The sequence below is a fragment of the Sorangium sp. So ce385 genome (assembly GCF_051474135.1).
GTDB classification, from domain to species: Bacteria; Myxococcota_A; Polyangia; order Polyangiales; family Polyangiaceae; genus Sorangium; species Sorangium cellulosum_D.
Genome location: NZ_CP150337.1, coordinates 10,994,629 through 11,014,406 on the forward strand (window position 1 = coordinate 10,994,629; position 19,778 = coordinate 11,014,406).

The following is a 19,778-nucleotide window of genomic DNA, read 5'->3' on the forward strand; positions in this document are numbered from 1 at the left end:
CAGGGCCTCGCCTCTTGCTTTTTCCGGGGCGCCGCGGACGATCCCGCCGCGATGAGAGGCCCCCTCGCGCGCTCCGCCCTCGCCGCGCCGGTCCTTGCCGCCCTGGCGCTCGGCGCGCCCCCCGCCCGCGCCGACGGCCCCCTCGCCGGCCCCGCGGGCGGCGGCCCCCTCGCCGGCCCCGCGGGCGGCGGCCCCCTCGCCGCCGGCCCCGCGGGCCCCGTTGCCGGCCCGCGCCCCTTTGCCGGCCCCGCCAGCCCCCTTGCCCGCCCCGCGGGCCCCCTTGCCGGCCCCGCGGCCGGCGACCCCCTCGCCCGCCTCCCGAGCGGCCTGCCCCGTGTGACGTTCCCGGAACGGCCGCTCGCGCGCGCCTACGCGCCGCTGCGCGACCCCGACCCGTGGTTCGGCGATGACAAGGCGCGCCATTTCTGTGCGTCAATCGCCCTCGCCAGCGGCGGGTACGCGCTCGGCGCGCTCGCGACCGACGACCTCCACGGACGGATCGCGGTGGGGGCCGCGGTCGCGCTCGGCGCCGGCCTGGCGAAGGAGGCGTTCGACGCCGCCGGCTACGGCACCCCCTCGTTCCGCGACCTCGTCTGGGACGCGCTCGGCACGTCCGCCGGGCTTGCCCTCTCGGTCTGGTTCGACATCGCCGCCACGCCGATCGCCTTCTGAGGTTCGCGCCCCGGCCCGCGGCCGAGCGCGGGCGTCCCCGGGCGGGCATCCCCCGTGCGAGCCGCGCGAGGACGGCGCGAGGCGCGGGCGGCGATGAGGACGAGGGGGCGACGCGGCGGCCGTCGAGCACGGGCGGTGGTCCCGCGCGCGTGGCCGCCGTGCTAGCGTCTCCGCGACATGGGCAACCCCCTGTGGGCGCCCTGGCGCATCGAGTACATCCTTGCGCCGAAGGGCCAGTCCGACTGCATCTTCTGCGGCATCCCCCGCGCATCCCAGCAAGAACAGCGCGACCGGCTGGTCGTGACCGCGACCCGCCGCGCGTTCGTCATGCTGAACCGCTACCCGTTCGCCTCGGGCCACCTCCTCGTGGTCCCGCACGCGCACGTCGCCTCGCTCGACGCGCTCGAGCCGGCCGATCACGAGGCGCTCTTCCGCCTCGTGCGCGAGTCGGCGACCCGCCTGCGCGCCGCGCTCAGGTGCGAGGGCATGAACGTCGGGATCAACCTCGGCACCGCGGCGGGCGCCGGGATCGCCGAGCACCTGCACGTGCACATCGTCCCGCGCTGGCCCGGCGACACCAACTTCATGCCCGTGCTCGCCGACACGCGCGTCGTGCCGCAGGCGCTCGAGGCGACGCGCGACCACCTGCTCGGCTTCTTCGCCGATCTGCCCGCGTCGCTCGTCGACGACGGCGTCCCGGGCCCGGCCGCGCGCGAGGCGCCGTGAGCGAAGGGCCCTCGCGGCGCACCGTGTTCCTGACGGTGAGCGCCGTCCTGACGGCGGCGCTGCTCATCGTCTCGCACGCGGTGCTGCTCCCGTTCGTGCTCGCGCTCGTCGTGGCCTACGTGCTCACGCCGGCGGTCCTCCGGCTCGAGCGCGCGCGCGTCCCGCGGTGGGCCGCGATCCTCGTCGTCTACGCGCTCGTGATCTCCGGCGTCGCGGGCTTCTTCGCCCTCAGCGTCCCGCGGCTCGTCGCCGAGGGGAAGGCGCTCACCGCCGAGGCGCCGCGGCTCGCCGCGCGGCTCCGCGAGGAGTACCTGCCCGCGCTCGACGCGCGGCTCCGCCGCTGGTCCGGCCGCGAGCCGCTCGCGCCGCCGGAGGCGCCGCCCGCGCCCCACGCGCCGCACGAGGTCGCGCCGGACCCGGCGCTCGGCGACGTCGACGCGCCGCCCGGCGCCCTCGCCGCCCCCGGGGAGGACGGCTTCGAGCGCCCGCCTGTCCGCATCGTCCCCGGGCCGGACGGCTCCTTCGACGTGCGCATCGCCGAGGACGTCGAGATCCGCGAGACCGGCGACGGCGTCTGGCAGATCGCGCCGGCGCGCCCGAAGCACGCGCTCTCGAGCGCGAACATGCTCCAGGAGGGCTACGAGAAGGCGGCCGCCTACCTCAAGGAGAACTCGCTCACGGTCTTGCGCATCGGCCAGGCCATCGCGACCGCGATCTCGCGCGGCATCTTCAACCTCTTCATGACGTTGATGCTCGCGGGGTACATCATCCTGACGCACGAGAAGATCCTGCGCTTCTTCCGCGAGCTCTGGCATCCGAGCTCGCGCGACTCGTTCGATCGCTTCCTGCGCCGGCTCGACCGGGGGCTGTCCGGCGTCGTGCGCGGGCAGCTCCTCATCTGCCTCGTGAACGGCGTCCTCTCCGCGATCGGCTTCTGGCTCTTCGACCTCAAGTACTGGCCGATCCTCTCGGTCCTCGCGGCGGTGATGTCGCTGATCCCGATCTTCGGCTCGATCTTGAGCTCGATCCCGGCGGTCCTCATCGGCCTCACGCAGTCGTTCGGCACGGCGGTCGGCGTGCTCGCGTGGATCGTGGGCATCCACCAGCTCGAGGCGAACTTCCTGAACCCGAAGATCATCGGCGACTCGGCGAAGATCCATCCGGTGCTCGTGGTGCTCGCGCTGCTCATCGGCGAGCACTTCTTCCAGATCACCGGCGCGCTCTTCGCGGTCCCGTGCCTGTCGATCGCGCAGACGGTCTTCCTCCACTTCCGCGAGTCCACGCTCGGCCTCGCCGACCCGACGGCCTCGATCCCGCCGACGCGCGGCGCCGCGCTCGTCGCCCCCTCGATCGAGCCGCTCCCGCCGCTGCGCGGCTTCGAGACGGTCCGCCCAGCGGTCACCCCGCTCCCCGCCTCCACCCCCGAGGGCGACCCCCCCGCGCGCCCCGGCGACCCCGACGCCGCCGCGAGCTAGCCACCCCCCCTTCCACGACCGTAGGCCCCCGGGGAGGGGGGCCGTCGCGAGGGGCGCGCACGGGCTGGTGTCTGAGCCCAATTGACGCCCTGTGTCTGGCGTGCGCAGCACGCCGGGCACAGGGCGTCCCAGGCGAGTTCAGCCCGTGCGCGCCCCTCGCGACGGCCCCCCTCCCCGGGGGCCGGGCAGCTCGTCCGCCCGCCTCCGCTGGCCGCTCCCCCGCAGGCCGGCTATGAGAGCCGCGCCCCGCGAAGCGGCAACTCCGTCCGATCCACGACCTTCGATGAAGACCCCCGGCAAACCCACCCCGAAGAAGCAGAGCCCCAAGCAGCAGCGCGAGCAGGCCATCGCCGCGCTCCGCAGCGGAAAGCCGCCGGCCGACCCCCTCGCCCAGCTGAACCCGCGCTCGCTCGCCCTCCGCGTCGGCATCCCGGCGCTCATCATCTGGGCCATCGCCCTGGCGATCCCCGGGGTCTGGCCGAAGGTGGCCGCCGGCGTCCTCACGGTCGTGGTCGCGGGCGTCATCCTGTGGGCGCTGCGCTTCGCGACCAAGACGCGCGCCGTCGCGCAGATCGTGCAGACCGCCGACACCGCCGAGGCGCGCAAGGACGCGATCGCCAAGCTCGACACCGAGTTCAAGAAGGACGACGCGGCCGCGACGTTCGCGAAGGCGCAGCTCCAGATGCAGGAGGACCCGCGCGCCGCGCTCCGGACGCTCGAGACCATCAACCTCGACAAGGTGATGGCGCCGATGGCCGACGAGGCGCGCGCGCAGCGCGGCATGATCCACCTCATCCTGAGCGAGACGGACGAGGCGCGGGCGCTCGTCGACAAGATCGACATGACCCGCCACAAGGAGCCGAGGATCCGCGCCATGATGGCCGCCATCGTCGGCGAGGCGTGGGCCCGCACCGGGCAGGCCACGAAGGCCGTCGAGCTGCTCGAGACGTTCGATCCGAACGACGACGCGTTCGCCGAGCTCAAGCCGCAGCTGCTCCGCTCGCGGGCGTTCGCCTACGCGTGGGCGAACAACACGAAGCAGATGAAGAGCACGCTCCGGAGCCTGAGCGCGCTCAACCCGCAGTACCTGAGCGGGTTCATCACGAAGAAGAAGAGCCCGATGGGCGTCCCGCCGCGCGGCGTGCACCCGATGCTCGAGAAGGAGGCGTTCGAGATGCTGATGCGCTCCGGCGCCGTCCCGCGCAAGATGCAGCAGGTGAGGCGCGGCTGAGCGCGCCCGGCCGCGGCCGGCGGCGCGGACCGAGCCCACGCGCAACGCGCGCGCCCCCTTGACGCAGGGCGCGCCGAGCCGCTGAGATGCGCGGCCTGATGAGAGGGACCGCGCTGATCTACAGCTCGCACAGCCGCTGCAACATCATCCACAACGACTACATCGCGCAGCGCGCCCTCCGCGGGCGGGACAACAAGCGCGTCCTGTTCCTGCCGATGTCGGAGGCGCCCCGCGACGGCAACGAGCTCGAGCGGCAGGAGTTCGCGTACGGCAACTTCCGCTGGTTCTTCCAGTTCTACGAGCGGTTCGGCCTCGAGCACGTGCCGTTCTACTGGACCAGCGACCTGCGGCGGCAGGACGTCGACGTGCTCTGGGACCTCCTCGGGTCGTCCGAGGTGGTGATCCTCGGCGGCGGCTACAGCACGACGGGGCTCTGGCGGTACAAGCAGCTCGGCGCCCTGTTCGAGGGGGAGCCCGGCAAGTTCGGGCGCATCCTGCACGAGCGCCGGCAGCGGGGCCTGCTCACGGTCGGGTTCTCCGCCGGGGCCGACCAGCTCTGCCAGCACCTCTTCCGCCGCGTGTGGGACAGCCCGGGCGACAGCGACGGGTTCGGGCTCGCGCGCGACACGCTCGTGACGCTCCACCACGAGCCGAGCCGCAACGGCGACCTCTGGCACGCGGCGAGGCGCATGCCCCACTGCTTCGTGTTCGGGCTGCCGAACGACGCCGGGCTCAACGTCGACTGGGGTGTGCTCCCGTCCGGCAACCTCTGGCAGGTCTACGAGCTCATCGTCGACACGACCTGGGACGATCCGGCCGACGCCCTCCACGTGAAGACGCGGCAGGGGGCGCTCATCGATCACTTCGACAACACGGGCCGCCACTGGGCGTTCCACGGCGGCGACCACATCGTGCGGATCACGTCGCAGGACGGCCGCTACGACCGGGCCTGGATGACGGCCGGCGGGAGGCTCCTCGACTACTGGACGCGCGAGCCCGCCGGTCACGGGTCGATCGACGAGATCCTCGCGAGCCACTGATCGGGACGGCCGCGCGCCGCGCCACGCCCTTGCACAGCCCGCCGCCACGCCTGGCCGCGGGCCGACGTTGACGCCCGGCAGGCGGCGCGGCATCGCTCCGGGAGGCCGCCATGCCCGCTCGACCTTGCGCCTTCTGCAGCATCGCCCGGGGCGAAACGCCGGCCCACGTCGTCCTCGACGAGCCGGAGGCGATCGCGTTCCTGGACCACCGCCCGCTCTTCCCCGGCCACTGCCTGCTCATCCCGCGCGCCCACCACGAGGTGCTCACCGACCTTCCGTCAGAGCTCGTCGGACCGCTCTTCGCGACCGCGCAGCGCCTCGCGCGCGCCGTGGAGTCGGCGTGCTCAGCCGACGGCTTCTTCGTCGCCATCAACAACCGCGTCAGTCAGAGCGTCCCCCACTTGCACGTCCATGTGGTCCCGCGCCGTCAGAAAGACGGTCTCAAGGGCTTCTTCTGGCCTCGTCACAAATATGCGGGTGAGCACGAGATGGTCGCCCTGCGCGACGCCATCGTGACGGCGTTGGCTAGCGGTTGAATTCCGTCGCTATAACGGTTATCTGGACGGGGCGCCGACCTGGCTCAGGAGCGAGGCGTCCGTCCCCGACTGCGACACTTTGCCGCACATGGTATGGCCGCGTGGCGTCTTGCGACGAACCGGGCCCGCTGCCAGGTTAGGGAATAGACGGCGTTCGCCCCTGGTTCCAACGCCCGACGCTCTATCCATCCCTGAACGATGCTGGTTCTCCGGTCATTCCTCCCTCGGATCGCGCTGCTCTTCGCGCTGATCCTCGCGCCGCTTACGCTGGTACGGGGGAATATCAGCATCATCGAAGCGAGCAACTCCGATGTTTCGGGGTCGTTTCGGACCGGATCGACCGAGATCGACCAGGTTGATCTCGCTGGACTGCAGCCGTCTGTCCGTGCCGGGGCCCACCGGCTTCGCGCGATGCGCTCGGTACCCGGCGACGGCGCGAGGCGCCCTCGCGTCGCCCTCGTGGCCGATCTCCGGCCCGCCCGCCTCGCCTCCCCCGTCCCCCACCCTCCCGTCCGTCGCCCTCCACCACGTTTCCTGAATTGATCGGCTAGCTCCGTGGCCGAGGCCGCTCGCGGCCTGTCGCGGAGGAGCTGGAAACCGGAGGTGTTCACGACGACTGCCGCGCTGGATCGGCGCGGTCAACGAGAGGGTTTGTTCAAATGCAGAAGCTCGCTGACGGGTTGCACAAGTTCCAGACCGATGTCTGCCGCGGGTATCAGGATCTCTTCCAGCACCTGGCGAGGGGTCAGCGCCCCGAGGCGCTGTTCATCACGTGCTCGGACAGCCGGATCAACCCGAACCTCATCACGCAGACCCAGCCGGGCGATATCTTCATCGTGCGCAACGTCGGCAACATCGTGCCGCCGTACGGCGCGAGCAACGGCAGCGAGTCCGCGGCGATCGAGTTCGCGGTCGCGCACCTCGGGATCAAGCACATCATCGTCTGCGGCCACACGCACTGCGGCGCGATGCGCGGGCTGCTCGATCCCAACGGCCTCGACGAGCTGCCGGCGGTCAAGTCGTGGCTCCAGCACGCGGAGCTGACGCGCCGCCTGGTGCAGGAGAACTACCCCCACATCGAGGGGGAGAACCGCCTGACGATCACGGTCGAGGAGAACGTCCTCGCCCAGATCGAGAACCTCCGCACCCACCCGACGATCCGCGCGCGGCTCGCGCGCGGCGAGCTCTCGCTCTACGCCTGGGTCTTCAAGATCGAGACCGGTCAGGTCTTCCAGTTCGAGCATTCGAGCGGCCAGTTCGCGCCCATCGCCGACGCGGCGCCCCCGTCCGCGCTGCCGGAGACCACGGTCTACCGGCGCGCGGTCTGAGCGCCTCACTGGCACTGACCCAAGACTTACTGGAAGAGAGGGCCTTTCGATGCAGCTTCAAAATGCCATCCAAGCCAGCGCCGGGTCGGAGCACATGGGTGCTCGCGCCCCTGGAGCAGAAGGCACGGCCGCGCCCCGGGGGGAGGCGCACGGGGACAGCACGCCGCCGCTGGACTCGCGCCTCACCGGGAACCTCAAGTACGACATCCCTTCGGGCGTCGTCGTCTTTCTCGTTGCCCTGCCGCTCTGCCTGGGCATCGCGCTCGCATCCGGGGCCCCCCTCCTGTCCGGCATCGTCGCCGGGATCGTGGGCGGCCTCGTCATCCCGCTGATCAGCCGCGCTCAGCTCAGCGTGAGCGGCCCGGCGGCGGGGCTCGCGGCCATCGTGCTCGCGGGCATCACCAGCCTGCAGAGCTTCCAGGCGTTCGCGCTGGCCGTGGTCATCGGCGGCGCGCTGCAGCTCGGGCTCGGCGTGCTCAAGGCCGGCGCGATCAGCCACTTCTTCCCCTCCTCGGTCATCAAGGGGATGCTCGCGGCCATCGGCGTCCTGCTCATCCTGAAGCAGCTCCCCCACGCCATCGGCTACGACAAGGACAACTTCGCCTCCGAGTCGTTCAAGGCCGAGGGCGGCAACACCTTCACGATGCTGGCGCAGGCGCCGCAGGCGATCGAGTGGGGAGCGTTCCTCATCAGCGCCGTCTGCCTGGCCATCCTCGTCGGGTGGGAGAAGTCGCGCCTGGCGAAGATCTCCTGGCTGCCCGCGCCGCTCGTCGCCGTGCTCGTCGCCACGCTCGGCAACGAGCTGTTCAAGGTGGCGGTCCCGTCGCTCGCCCTGGAGCAGAAGCACCTCGTGACGCTGCCCACCGGCGACCTGACCAGCGCGCTCCAGCTGCCGGACTGGTCCGCGATCGCGCGGCCCGAGGTCTGGGTGCTGGGCGTGACCCTGGCGATCGTGGCCAGCCTCGAGACGCTGCTCAACCTCGAGGCGGTGGACCGGATCGACCCGTGGCACCGCAAGTCGCCGCCGAACCGGGAGCTCGTCGCGCAGGGCGTCGCCAACATGATCTCCGGGTTCGCCGGGGGTCTCCCGGTCACGTCGGTCATCGTCCGGAGCAGCGCCAACACCAACGCCGGCGCTCGCACGCGGGTCTCGGCCTTCACGCACGGCGCGCTGCTCCTGCTCGCGGTGGTCTTCGCCGCAGGGCTGCTCTCGCACATCCCGCTCGCGTGCCTCGCGACGATCCTGCTCGTCACCGGCTACAAGCTGGCCAAGCCCGCGATCTTCGCGGAGATGCGCAAGCTCGGCTGGAACCACTTCGTCCCGTTCGTCGTGACGATCGTGGCCATCGTGCTGACCGATCTCCTGAAGGGCATCGCCATCGGCCTCGCGGTCGGCGTCCTCTTCGTGCTGAGGACGCAGATGTCCCGCGTGTTCGACGTGATCCACGAGGGGGCGCGGGTGACGATCCGGTTCAACAAGGCGGCCTACTTCTTCACCCAGGGCAAGCTCGTGGCGCTGTTCGAGCGGCTGCCGAGCGACACCCACGTGGTGGTCGACGCCCAGGGGGCGTCCTACGTCGACCACGACGTCGCGGAGCTCATCCGCCGGTTCCAGCAGACCGCGGCCCGGCGGAATATCCAGGTCGAGATCCGCGGGTTGTAGAGCGGTTCTGAGCGGGGACGGGGACATCGTCCCAGGTCTCGTCCCCGTTTAGCGTTCTCCGCTCCCGCCTTCCCCTCCGTCCCCCGTCTCCCGTCTCCCGTCTCCCGTCTTCGTGCGCGTCTGCGTGCGCGTGCGCGTGCGCGTGCGCGATTCCCCGGAATTAGCGCGCACGCGCACGCGCACGCGCACGCAGACGCGCACGGGAGACGGGGACGGGAGACGACAGACGGAAGACGGGAGACGGGAGACGGGGACGGGGACGGGAGACGAGGCGTCCCCGAGGCACCGCGCAGCGCAGATGAGGGGCGCGAATTTGCCCGCCTGGCCCGTTTCGAGCGACGCTGCGCACGATGCGCCCAGCCCTCGAACCGGTCGACACGATGGACAAGGCTCCCCTCCCTCCCTCCTCGGGTTGATCGTGGTCGCTCGATTCGACAGCGGATCGCCCCGCCGAGCCGCGCGAGGGGCCGGGGACGCCGGGCTCGCCTACGTCGGGGGCGCGCCGCCGCCGCCGCGGCTCGAGGAGATCCCTCGAAAGCCGCTCTGCCTGCTCCAGGGCTACAGCGGGCTGCAGCAGTCGTGCGGAGACCTGTACACGCCGGCGTCGATCGAGGAGCTCCGGGTGCTGTTCCGCATGGCGAAGCGGACGGGGCGCAGGATCACGTTCCGCGCCGGGGGGCAGTCGTTCGACGGGCAAGCGCTGAACGACGACATCGTGATCTCGATGACGCGCTTCACCTCCATCGAGATCGACGAGGAGGGAGCGCGGATGACCGTGGGCGCCGGCGCCACGTGGGGAGCGATCGTGCGTGAGCTCGCCGCCCGCGGGTTCGTGCCGTACACCGTGGTCTCGACGAGCCACGCCACCGCGGGAGGCACGGTCTCCGGAGACTGCCTCTCTCGCTTTTCGAGCACCGGCGGCAAGGAAGGGCATTATGTCGAGCGGCTGACGCTCCTCACCCTCGACGGGGAGCTGCTCTCCCTCGGCCGCGACGAGGGGACGAGCGCGCTGTTCCACGCGGTGATCGGCGGCCTCGGCTACCTCGGCGCGGTGATCGACGTCACGTACCGCGTCGCGCGCGTCGCCCCGGCGGGCACCCCGATCCGGGTCGTCACCGAGGCGACGCGCTGCGGATCGCTCGAGGAGCTCGCCGCGGCGCTCCTCCCGCGCGCCGAGCAGCTCCTGCCCGAGGAGGGAGGGAGCGCGGCCCAGGAGGGGTGGCTCCCCGAAGCGCTCTTCTCCATCGCCTTCCACACCCTCGAGGGCAGCAGGAGCATGGTCATGCGGTCGCGGTACGTCGCGGGGACGTCGCACGCGCTCCGCCCGCTGCTGAACCATCGCCGCAACTACCCGCTCCGCGTCCCGATCGAGTGGCTGATGCGCGCGTCCGTCGTGAGCCAGGCCGTCTGGACGATCATCGACCGCTTCGTCTTCGACGTCTCACGCCCGAACGTCGACGAGCTCATGGGCTATCTGTTCTTCATGGATGGCAACGTGCTCGCGAACCGCATCGGGCAGGCCCTCGGCGCGCCGATGATCACGGCGCAGCAGACCTTCATGATCCCCTACGACCCGGGCGCCCGGGAGGACAGCCTGCGGCGGCTCGCCGGCTTCCTGAACAGGATCGACGAGATCGCGACCCGGGACGGAATCCCGCCGATGCTGCTCGACGTGCTCCACATCCAGGGCGACCGGTTCCTCCTCTCGGCGAACCACGGGACGGACGGGTTCGCGGTCACGGTCGCGTTCGCGGGCAGCGATGACGAGAGCGTGCGCCGCATCCGCCTGCGGTTCACCGAGCTCAGCGCGCACAGCCTCGAGATCGGCGGCCGGGTCTACCTGGTCAAGAACGTCCACGCGACCGCGGAGGACCTCCAGGCGATGTACGCGCACGCGCTCCCGGAGTTCGTCCGACTGAAGCAGCTCGTCGACCCCGACGGGCTCCTGCGCAACGAGTTCCTCGAGCGGGTGTTCCCCGCGCACTTCGCTCCGGCGCCACGGCTCGCCCGCGCGTGATCGCGGCGCGCCGGAGGCGAACCTCCTCCCTGATTTCCGGCATCGGCCCGGACAGCGGCGGAGAATCGCTGGTGGGGATTTTGCATCTTGAGAGGCAGGAGGCCAAGGGGCGCCGGGGGCCATGCATGCCAGTCAGCAGCGGGATCAACCCCTCCGTGCGCGCGGCGCGTGCGGGTGGGCTCGGCGGCTCTCCGGCATGCTCACCCCGCTGGTCCCGCTCGCGGTAGCCGCGTGCCGCGGCGACTGTCCGCGCGTCGAAGCCACGCAGACCGCAGACGCCGCGCAGCCGCGTGCTGACGGCGCGCAGCTTGGCGCTGACGCGCCGCGCGCTGACGCCGCGCAGCCGCGCGCAGGGGTGTCGGCGAGCCCGGCGGAGACCGCGCGACGGGAGAAGCCGTCGAACCCCGCGCCGACGGCGACCGTCGTCCCGGCGCCGTGGCACCTCACGATCCAGCCGACCGCAGGCGACGGCGTGAGGATCGCGAGCATGGATATCCGCAGCTTCACATCCCCCCTGCTGGAGCCGGGCGACGTCATCCTCGCCGTCGACGGGCGGCCGGTCCACTCGATGACGGGGCTGGAGAGCGACCTGCGCGCCTGCGCGCCCGGGGACATGGTGGTGCTCACCGTGCTGCGCAACGAGACCACGATCGACTACGCGATGCTCCAGGTGCCGGCCGACGACGCTCCGGCGTCCGCGCCGGCCAGCGCAGCGGAGCAGGGCCGGCCCGGCGGCGGCTGACCGCGCCCTCGCCTCCGCCGCGGGCGCGATCGAGCGGCCCCGCCCCAGGGCGGACGGCGCGTCCGTCAGCGCGCTCGAGCGCCGCGCCCCCTGGCGGGCGCCGTGGCGCCGCCTCGCTTGCCGCTCAGGAAGGCGAACGCCTGATCGACCTGATCGTCGGTCATCGCGTGCCCCGCGCGCGGCTTGCCGAGCGACCTCGAAGGCCATTTCAGCCGGCGGAGCATCTTCGCGAGCGCGACCTGGTCCCGGTGCGCCGGGTCCTTGCCGCCCCAGCCGACGAAGATCGGCGCGCGCACCTTGGTCTGCGCGCCCGCCCGCTCCAGGTAGCGCGCGCCCGAGCCGCCCGCGAACGCCGCGTAGCCGTCGACCGGCAGCCGCCCGCGCATCGCCAGCGACGTCGCGTAGTACGCGCCGTTCGAGAAGCCGAACACGAGCACCCGCTCGAAGCGCCCGCCCGCGCGCCGCTCGAGCTCCGCGCGCGCCGCGTCCCACTCGGCGAGCAGCGCGTCCTCGTGCGCCGCCTGCGCCGCGGTGGCGGTGGGCCAGCACCACCAGTCTTCCATCGTCTTCGGCCCGATCCCCCTGCGGCCGCGCGGCATCATCACGGCGACGCCGTGCCGCGCGCCGGCCCGCGCGGCGCCCCGCTGTTGCGCCCACTGCCACCCCGAATCGGGCTGAACGACGCCGTGCAGGTAGATCACGAGCACGCGGGGGCCCGGCGCTGCTTTGGCCGGCAGGAAGGCGCACACCTCGCCGGGCAGCGCGGCGAGCTCCGGCGCGCACCACCGCGCCGCCGCCGCGGCCTGCGGCGGCGCCGGCGCGTCCGCCGAGGGCGCGTCCGCCGAGGGCGCGTCCGCCGAGGGCGCGCCCGCCGAGGGCGCGCCGGCCGCAGGCTGGACGGCGCCGTCGCCGCTGGCCGAAGCGGGCGCGCCCGCGGCCAGGAGCGCGGCCAAAGAGAGCACCATCGCGAGCGAGCGCATGCGGGCGCAGTACCATGCCCGCGCCGCCGCCGGGTAGCGCGGCGCGCCCGCCGGCGGCGTGGCGGTCGCCTGCCCCGCTCAGGGATCGAACGAATAGACGTCGTGGTTCCAGAGCTGACCGGGGCCCACGCCGCCGTCGCAGGCGAAATCCCACCCCGAGAACAGGTACATGGTGCCGTTCACTTCCGCGGCGACATGTCGCTTGAGCCTGACCAGCGGATCGCCGCCCGGCGACAGCTTGGTCCACTTCCGCTGAATCGCGCTGTACCGCCAGAGCTCCTCGACGGGGTTCTGCTCGAACGGCGCGCCGCACCCCGACGAGCCGCCCGACACGTCGCCTCCTTGCAGGTACAGGTCCCAGCCGATGACGGCCGCGGCGCCGTAGTTGCGCGGCGGCGTGATGTCGCGCCGCGCGCGCGGCGTCACCTCGGTCCACCGGCGGGTGCGCAGATCGAACTCCCAGGTATCGTCCAGCATCTCGAAGCCAGCGGCGCCCATCGTCTCGCCGCCGTACAGCGTCAGCTTGCCCCGGATCGGCGCCGTCCCCGCCATCGCCTCGTGCCGGCCGCGCGGCGAGCCGGGAGCGCCGGCGGGCACGAGCTCCTTCCACCGGTTCGATCCCAGATCGTACGCCCAGAGATCGTTCATGAACTCGAAGGCGCTGGTCACTCCGCCGAAGACATACAACTTCCCGCCGGCGAACCAGACGTTCGGGCGGGACCGGCCGACCGGACCGGCGTTCTCGGGGTGGATCTCGATCCAGGCGTCCGCGTCGGCGTCGTACGCCCAGAGATCGTCGTACGCGACGAAGTCGGAGAAGTCAGGGCTGTACGTCGCCCCGCCGAACACCAGCATGACGCCATTGCACTCGTCGGCCGCCGCGCCGGCGAACACACGCGGCGGCGGCAGGTCCCCCGCCGGTTCGAGGAGCTCCCAGGAATCGAGCGCGGTGTCGAATCGATAGAGATCGTTGTAGAAGGTGTTCTCGAAGGTCGAGAAGTCGTCTTTCATGCCGCCGAACAGGTAAACGGCGTCGCCGATCGCGGCGACCGCGGGGGTCGAGCGCTCCGTCGGCGCCGGACCGGACGTGACCCGCTTGGTCCACGTGCCGGAAGCCCAGGCTTCGGCTGAGAACAGAACGACCGTCATCGCCGCCAGCGCGACGACGAGGTGCCGCGACGGCTTGCGCGCGCGAGCCGCGTCGGGCGCCAGGCCGCCCAGGCGCCCCCCACGGACGGAACGGGACACGCCCCGTGCCAGGAAATTCTTCATACCCCCTACCCTCCAGCGGCGAGTCCGCTCGATGGCGCACCGCTCGAAACATTCGCTCGGCGACCGCTGATTTGAGCTCGCCGAGGATAGGCTACGCAGATCGATCCCACAAAACAAGAATCGAGCACCGCCCATCGAATGCGCGCCGCCGAGGAGCCGGGCAATGGCTTGCGCACCTTGCACAAGATTACGCACGATTCCGACGCTCAGGCATTGCGCGCGGCAACGCCCCACGGACAGGCGCGCCAGGGACGCGTCTCCTGGCGTGAGAAGAAGAGAAGAAACACAGAGGCGCAGAGGGCACGGGGGAGAAAGGAAGAGAGCAGGGCGAGCGGCCCCGCGGCGCGGGGCGATGCGGATCAGAGCCGCATTTCGACGCCCGCGCCCGACGCGCTCAGCCACGGGGTCACCGAGCCCGCCTTGGGGGGGCTCGGCGCTGACTCGTTGAGCAGCAAGTAGAGCCCGACGCCCACGGTCGCGATGCCGACCCCGCCGAGGACGTCGCCCACGATCCCCTTGGCCCGCGCCGAGCTCGCGTCCGAGCCCGTGCCCGATCGCGCGTCGCTCGCCTGCTTCAAGCCGGAGAGGCCGAGGACGGCGCCCCCGGCGAAGAGCGCGCCGCCCACGCCCATCACGACGACCGGGAGCGTCCGGCTCGGCCCCTCGGAAGCCTCGGCCAGGGGAGGCAGACCGCCCCCGGCCGCCGAGGCCCGCGAGGCCCCGGCGGCGGCCGGCGCGAGCGCGAGCGGGACCTCGACCGAGCCGCCGGCGGCGACGCTGAACCGGGCCGCCGCGGCGCGGTACCCCGGAGCGCTCGCCACGACCTCGTGGTCGCCCGGGTCGAGCTCGAGCACCTGGCCCGGCGCCGCGCGCACCGGCTTGCCGTCCAGCGCCAGGGCCAGCCCGTCGACCTTGCCCGGCGCGACGGCGAGCGTCGCGCGGCCGATGCGCTTTTCGAGCTTCGCCACGGCCTCGCGCGCCGGACCGACGTAGGGCGCGGTCGTCGGCGTCGCCGGCTCGGCCAGGAAGGCGCGAAAGCTGGCGAGCGCGTCGACGAGGCGCCCCGTCTCCTTCTGCGCGACGCCGAGGCTGTACCGCGTGAGGGGCGTGGCCTTGATCTCCAGCGACCGGGCGTACAGCGCCCGCGCCTCCTCCCAGCGCCCCTCGCGGGCGAACTTCGCCCCCTGGACGAACAGCACGCGCGCCGCAGCCACATCCCCCTTGCCCTGCGCCGCCGCGGGGAGCGGGGCCGCGGCGAGGAGCAGCGCCGCGGCGACGGAGACGAGCGTCCGCCTGGATCGCGCAGGAGAATGCGTCCTCATCGACACTCCCCCTCTCGGCAGTGCTTGCCGTGCGGACATCGGTTGTCGCAAGCGCCGCAGTGATTGCGGTTGTTCCAAAGGTTGGTCTCGCAATGGTGCGCCGGGTCCCCGTCGCAATCGGCGAAATGGGCGTTGCAGTGCGCTTCGCCGCCCGAGCTGCTGCTCTCGCCGCCTCCCTCGCCGCTCCCGCTGCCGGCACCGCCAGCGCCGCCGCTCCCGCTGCTCGCGCTCTCGCTGCCGCCGCTTGCGCTGCTTTCGCCCGGGCCGCCGCCGCTCGGGCCCGGGCCGCCGCTGCTTTCGCCCGGGCCGCCGCCGCTCGGGCTCGAGCCGCCGCTCGCGCCCGCGCCGCTCCCGCTGCTCGCACTCTCGCCGCCGCCGCTGCTTGCGCCGCCCCCGCCGGCCGCGCTGGTCGTCGCGCCCGCGCCGCCCCCGCCGGCCGCGCTGGTCGTCGCGCCCGCGCCGCCTCCGCTGGCCGCGCTGGTCGTCGCGCCCGCGCCGCCTCCGCCGGCCGCGCTGGTCGTCGCGCCCGCGCCGCCCCCGCCGGCCGCGCTGCTCGTCGCGCCCGCGCCGCCCCCGCTGGCCGCGCTGGTCGCGCCCTCGCCGCCGCCGCTGGCGCCCTCGCCGCCGCTGGCGCTGCTCGTCGCGCCCTCCGGGCCGCCGGTGCTCCCGCCGCCGCTCGCGCTCGTGCCGCTGCTCCGGCTGAGAGCGCCGCCGCCGCCCCCGTCGCCGGCCTGATCCTCGGGCCCCAGGGCGTCCTCGGCCGCTTCGTCCTTGTCGGACAGCTCGGCGCCGATCAGCGCGGAGCAGCCGCCGGATCCAAGCGGCGCCGCGGCGAGCGCGACCAGGAGGATCAGCAGGTCGCCCGAGGCGCGAACGGCGCGGAATTTCACCCCACGATTGCGCATGACCACCTCAGAAATCGGGCGCCGCCGGCAGCGGCATGGACGTGGACGGAGGCGCCTGACGCGGCGGCTCGGCCCGCTGCGCGCGCGGCTCGGGCCGCTGCCGACGCGGCTCGGCCCGCTGCGGGCGCGCTTCGTCCCGCTGCGGGCGCGCCTCGTCCCGCTGGGCGGGCGGCTCGGCCGGCGCCGAGGGCGGCGCGATCTCGTCCCACGGGTCGGCCAGCTCGCCCCAAGGATCGGCCGGATCGTCCCACGGATCGGCCGGCTCGGCCGGCTGCGCGGGCGGCTTGCTTGCCGGCGCGCGCCGCGCGGCCATCTCGAGGGCGCTCGCGCGCGGCCCCCCGCCCTCGGCAGACACGACGTCGGCCGGAGGCGCGGCCGGGGTCGCCCCCGGCAGCGCCAAGGCAGCGCCCGGCTCGAGGACCGGCGCTGCGGCCGCGACCACCGGTTGCGCGGCGCCCGCGCTCGCGCTCCCGCCCCGCAGGTTCAGGCCCATCACGACGACCACCGGCGCGACGAAGGCGACGAGCACCCCCACCAGCAGCGCCTTCTGGAGCCGCAGCGGGGGCGCGAGCCCGATCGGAGCGGCCGGCACGCCCTCGGGCATCTTGATGGTGCCGCCCCGGCGCCCGGCAGGCGTGGCCGCCGCGACCAGCGTCTTCCCTGCGCCGCGCAGGCGCGGCGCCGCCGCCTTCGGCCCGGACACGGCGCCGGCGACGCCGGTCGTCGCGAAGGCCGGAGCCGGCCGCTCCGCGGTGAGCGGCGACTCCGGCCCCCGCGCGAGCCACTGGTGCGCGAGCGACGTGCCCGCCACGTCCGCCGTGACGCCGCGCTCGACGGCCCAGGACGCCAGCGCGCGGCCGAGCGACCGCATGTTGGGCCACCGCTCGGCCGGCGACTTCGCCAGACCCCGGCGGAGGATCGACCAGAGCTCCTCGTCGCCGGCGCCGAGCTGCGTCGTCGGCACCGGCTCCTTGTTGAAGATGGCCGAGATCACCGCGCCGAGGGTCTCCCCGGTGAACGGCCGCTGCCCGGTGATGAGCTCGTACAGCACCACGCTGAACGCCCAGACGTCCGTCTGCTCCCCGACCTCCAGCTGGCCGTCGGCCTGCTCCGGCGACATGTACTCGGGGCTGCCGACGATCATCCCTCGTTGCGTGATCGCGGGGCTCACCGCGTTGGCCAGCTTGGCAATGCCGAAATCGACGACCTTCGGGACATGGCCGCCCGCGCCGTCCGGCACGACGAGGATATTGGCGGGCTTGATGTCGCGATGAACGATGCTCTGCGCGTGCGCGGCCGCGAGCGCGCACGCCACCGGCAAGAGCATCTGGACCGCCTGCTCCGCCGGCATCCGGCCGTTCGCCTCCAGCCAGTTCGAGAGCGACGTCCCCTCGAGGAGCTCCATCACCAGGAACGGCTCACCCGAGTCGGTCTCGCCGAAATCGAAGACGCGCACGATCGCCGGGTGTCCGAGCCTCGCCGTCGCGCGCGCCTCCCGGAGCAGGCGCTCTGCGGCGTGCGCGTCGAACTGGTCCTCGTGGAGCACCTTGATCGCCACGTCGACGTCGAGCCACAAGCTGCGCGCCCGCCACACGGTGCCCATGCCGCCGGCGCCCAGCCGGCCCACGATCTGGTACTTGCCGGCGAGGACCTCGCCCACGGCGCGCTCGCGCTTCGGCAGCCCGCGGACGCAGGACGAGACCCCCCCCGTGCTCGCATCGCCTCTTCGGGCGATCGCTCTGCTCTGGCCGGGGACGTGGTGCTCGCCGTTCATGGGTCGACCTCCACGAAAGCAAGCGGCGAACCATCCCCCCTTCCCCGGCCTCGGCCGTCGCTGCAGCGACGAAATCCCCGGCCAACGCCCCCTCGCCCGCGCCGCCGGCGGCGAGCTCGGCCTTCAGCCGCGACCTTTCGCGGCAAATAAAGCAAGAATCCTTATTTTTCGAGGGGAATCGGGCACGCGCATCGGTCACGCTGGGGCAATTTGCACCGGAACATGGCAAGCGGGAGCGAGGCCCCTCCCCGGTCCTCTCCAGGGCTTCGATGCCGGGTTCATCGACTCGATCCCTGCGACAGCGCGCTGCCCGCGACTCCTCATCACCGGCGACCGGCCAGGTTCCCCGCCGGCGCACGTCAAAGCGCCGGCGGGGGGAGCAGCCTCCGCGCGACCCCATCAGGAAGATTCCCATGCTGTTGGACGCCCCGCCCTGGGTCGCTCCTCGGTAGGGAGAGCGCTGCCCTGTCGGACGACGTGCCCTGTGGGCGCTCTCCGGTAGGAAGGGCTCCACGCTGTCGGACAACGTGTCCCGAGGACGATCTCCCTCAGGAGGTTCCTCATCGCTGCGGGTCCGCGCTACACTCGACGGCGACGTGGAGTCCACCACCGCACCCAGGACAACCCTGGACGACTCGCTCGGAACGGCCTCGGAACGCTTGCGTTCCAGGAGGCCGACGCCTGGGCTGGTGCTCGTCTTCTCCGTGGACTGCCCTCGCTGCGACGTCCTCCCGCTCAAGGACGGCGAGCTCGAGCTCGGGCGCGGCGAGGTCGGGGGTGTCCCCCTGGACGACCTGCGGATGTCGCGCAGGCACGCGCGCGTGCGCTGGAACCAGGGCCAGTGGGAGGTCGAAGACCTTGATAGCCGGAACGGAACTTCGCTCGACGGCGTGCCGCTGACCGGCGCGCGCGCGGGCGACGAGCTGCGCATCGTGCGCACCGGCTCGTCGGTGTTCGTGATCCAGGCCGACGTGGAGCCGTTCCGGGCGGGGATCTCCACGGCCGGCGGCACGATCCTCGGGCCGACCCTCGCCCGCGCGTGGGACGCGGTCGATCGCGCGGCGCGCTTCGGGACCGCGCTGCACATCACCGGCGAGAGCGGGACCGGCAAGGAGCACGCGGCGCGGGCCTTCCACGCCCTCGGCCCGCGCCGCGGGGGGCCGTTCGTCGCCGTGAACTGCGCCGCCATCCCCGACGGCCTCGCCGAGCGGCTGCTCTTCGGCGCGCGGAAGGGGGCGTACTCGGGCGCCGCGGCCGACTCCGAGGGGTACGTGCAAGCCGCCAACGGCGGGGTCCTCTTCCTCGACGAGGTGGCCGAGCTCGATCTCGGGGTGCAAGCGAAGCTCCTCCGCGCGCTCGAGGCGAAGGAGGTGATCCCGCTCGGCGCCTCGCGGCCCGTGCAGGTCGATTTCGCGCTCGTGTCGGCGACCCACAAGGACCTGCGCGCGCAGGTGGCCGCAGGGAAGCTCCGCGAGGATCTCTTCTTCCGCATCGCGCAGCCGGCGGTCCGCATCCCGCGGCTGCACGAGCGGCCCGAGGAGGTCCCGTGGCTCGTGGACGCGGCGCTGCGGAGCGTGGGTGCCGCCGTCGAGCGCGGCGACGCGGGCGCGCCGCCCGTGGCCCACGCCTCGCTCATCGAGGCGTGCCTCGTGCGGGCGTGGCCCGGAAACGTGCGGGAGCTGATGGCGGAGATCCGCGCGGCGGCGCAGGAGGCGCAGATCGAGAAGAGCCCGGTGGTCCAGGCGCGGCACCTGTCGCCCTCGGCGGGGCAGGCCTTCGCCCCGGCGCAGGCGGGCATCTCGGAGCACCCCTCGGACAGGGGCCGGCGGTCGTCGCTGCCCCCGGCCGGCGAGCGGCCGGCGCGGCGGGCGGCGGCGCTGCCCGCCGACGACGTCATCGAGGAGGTGCTGCGCCGCGAGGGCGGGAACGTGGCGCGCACGGCCCGCGCGCTGGGCGTGCACCGGACCCAGCTCCGCCGCTGGCTCGGCCGGCGCTCGGCGACCGACGAGGTCGCCGGCGACGACGACGACGCGGAGGGGTGATCCGCGGACGCTCCGCCCCGGGGCGCCGGGTGCGCCCCCCCCGGCGCCGGGCG

16 protein-coding genes are annotated in these 19,778 nt (G+C 73.2%); 12 read left to right on the top strand and 4 right to left on the bottom strand.

The annotated features are described in order from the left end of the window. Nucleotides 1–51 precede the first annotated feature (51 nt). From WME83_RS40250 to WME83_RS40295, 10 genes are all read left to right on the top strand, one after another. Nucleotides 52–672 carry a hypothetical protein gene (locus WME83_RS40250; protein ID WP_437315015.1) on the top strand — a complete coding sequence of 207 codons (621 nt, stop codon included), beginning with the start codon at nt 52–54 and terminating at the stop codon, nt 670–672. A gap of 177 nt (nt 673–849) precedes the next feature. Continuing rightward, nucleotides 850–1,398, top strand: a complete 549-nt coding sequence (locus WME83_RS40255; protein WP_437315016.1) for an HIT family protein — start codon at nt 850–852, stop codon at nt 1,396–1,398. Further along, on the top strand, nt 1,395–2,873 hold the full coding sequence (locus tag WME83_RS40260) for an AI-2E family transporter (protein WP_437315017.1): 1,479 nt from the start codon (nt 1,395–1,397) through the stop codon (nt 2,871–2,873). Before WME83_RS40255 ends, WME83_RS40260 begins: the two co-directional genes overlap by 4 nt. Nucleotides 2,874–3,156: 283 nt before the next feature. Then, on the top strand, nt 3,157–4,104 hold the full coding sequence (locus WME83_RS40265) for a hypothetical protein (RefSeq protein WP_437315018.1): 948 nt from the start codon (nt 3,157–3,159) through the stop codon (nt 4,102–4,104). Between the two features lie 98 nt (nt 4,105–4,202). Beyond that, entirely contained in the window at nt 4,203–5,144 is a 942-nt protein-coding gene (locus WME83_RS40270; protein WP_437315019.1) for a hypothetical protein, read from the top strand. A gap of 110 nt (nt 5,145–5,254) precedes the next feature. Beyond that, nucleotides 5,255–5,680 (top strand): HIT family protein, encoded by a 426-nt coding sequence (locus WME83_RS40275; RefSeq protein ID WP_437315020.1) that lies wholly within the window; start codon nt 5,255–5,257, stop codon nt 5,678–5,680. A gap of 659 nt (nt 5,681–6,339) precedes the next feature. Next, a complete protein-coding gene (locus WME83_RS40280; protein WP_437315021.1) occupies nt 6,340–7,008 on the top strand; it encodes a carbonic anhydrase in 669 nt (222 codons plus the stop codon). 94 nt (nt 7,009–7,102) lie between these two features. Next, entirely contained in the window at nt 7,103–8,671 is a 1,569-nt protein-coding gene (locus WME83_RS40285; protein WP_437315022.1) for a SulP family inorganic anion transporter, read from the top strand. Nucleotides 8,672–9,089: 418 nt separating this feature from the next. Continuing rightward, complete coding sequence (locus WME83_RS40290; protein WP_437315023.1) at nt 9,090–10,688, top strand: FAD-binding oxidoreductase; 1,599 nt, start codon at nt 9,090–9,092, stop codon at nt 10,686–10,688. A 487-nt stretch (nt 10,689–11,175) separates the two neighbouring features. Further along, the gene (locus WME83_RS40295) at nt 11,176–11,430 is read left to right on the top strand and encodes a PDZ domain-containing protein (protein ID WP_437315024.1); all 255 of its coding nucleotides are present in this window, start codon (nt 11,176–11,178) and stop codon (nt 11,428–11,430) included. Between the two features lie 65 nt (nt 11,431–11,495). On the opposite strand, the gene WME83_RS40300 is transcribed toward WME83_RS40295, so the two are convergent. The 3 genes from WME83_RS40300 to WME83_RS40310 form a co-directional block, all read right to left on the bottom strand. Next, on the bottom strand, nt 11,496–12,395 hold the full coding sequence (locus WME83_RS40300) for an alpha/beta hydrolase (protein WP_437315025.1): 900 nt from the start codon (nt 12,393–12,395) through the stop codon (nt 11,496–11,498). Nucleotides 12,396–12,488: 93 nt separating this feature from the next. Further along, a complete protein-coding gene (locus WME83_RS40305) occupies nt 12,489–13,682 on the bottom strand; it encodes a Kelch repeat-containing protein (RefSeq protein ID WP_437315026.1) in 1,194 nt (397 codons plus the stop codon). Nucleotides 13,683–14,041: 359 nt separating this feature from the next. Next, nucleotides 14,042–15,004 carry a hypothetical protein gene (locus WME83_RS40310; RefSeq protein ID WP_437315027.1) on the bottom strand — a complete coding sequence of 321 codons (963 nt, stop codon included), beginning with the start codon at nt 15,002–15,004 and terminating at the stop codon, nt 14,042–14,044. A 132-nt stretch (nt 15,005–15,136) separates the two neighbouring features. Here WME83_RS40310 and WME83_RS40315 point away from each other — a divergent pair, with 132 nt between their 5' ends. Continuing rightward, nucleotides 15,137–15,739, top strand: a complete 603-nt coding sequence (locus WME83_RS40315) for a hypothetical protein (protein ID WP_437315028.1) — start codon at nt 15,137–15,139, stop codon at nt 15,737–15,739. A gap of 177 nt (nt 15,740–15,916) precedes the next feature. Here WME83_RS40315 and WME83_RS40320 read toward each other — a convergent pair whose 3' ends face one another. Next, nucleotides 15,917–17,683, bottom strand: coding sequence for a protein kinase domain-containing protein (locus WME83_RS40320; RefSeq protein ID WP_437315029.1), 1,767 nt, complete (start codon nt 17,681–17,683; stop codon nt 15,917–15,919). A gap of 659 nt (nt 17,684–18,342) precedes the next feature. On the opposite strand from WME83_RS40320, the gene WME83_RS40325 reads away from it, so the two are divergent. After that, nucleotides 18,343–19,725 (top strand): sigma 54-interacting transcriptional regulator, encoded by a 1,383-nt coding sequence (locus WME83_RS40325; protein WP_437315030.1) that lies wholly within the window; start codon nt 18,343–18,345, stop codon nt 19,723–19,725. Nucleotides 19,726–19,778 lie beyond the last annotated feature (53 nt).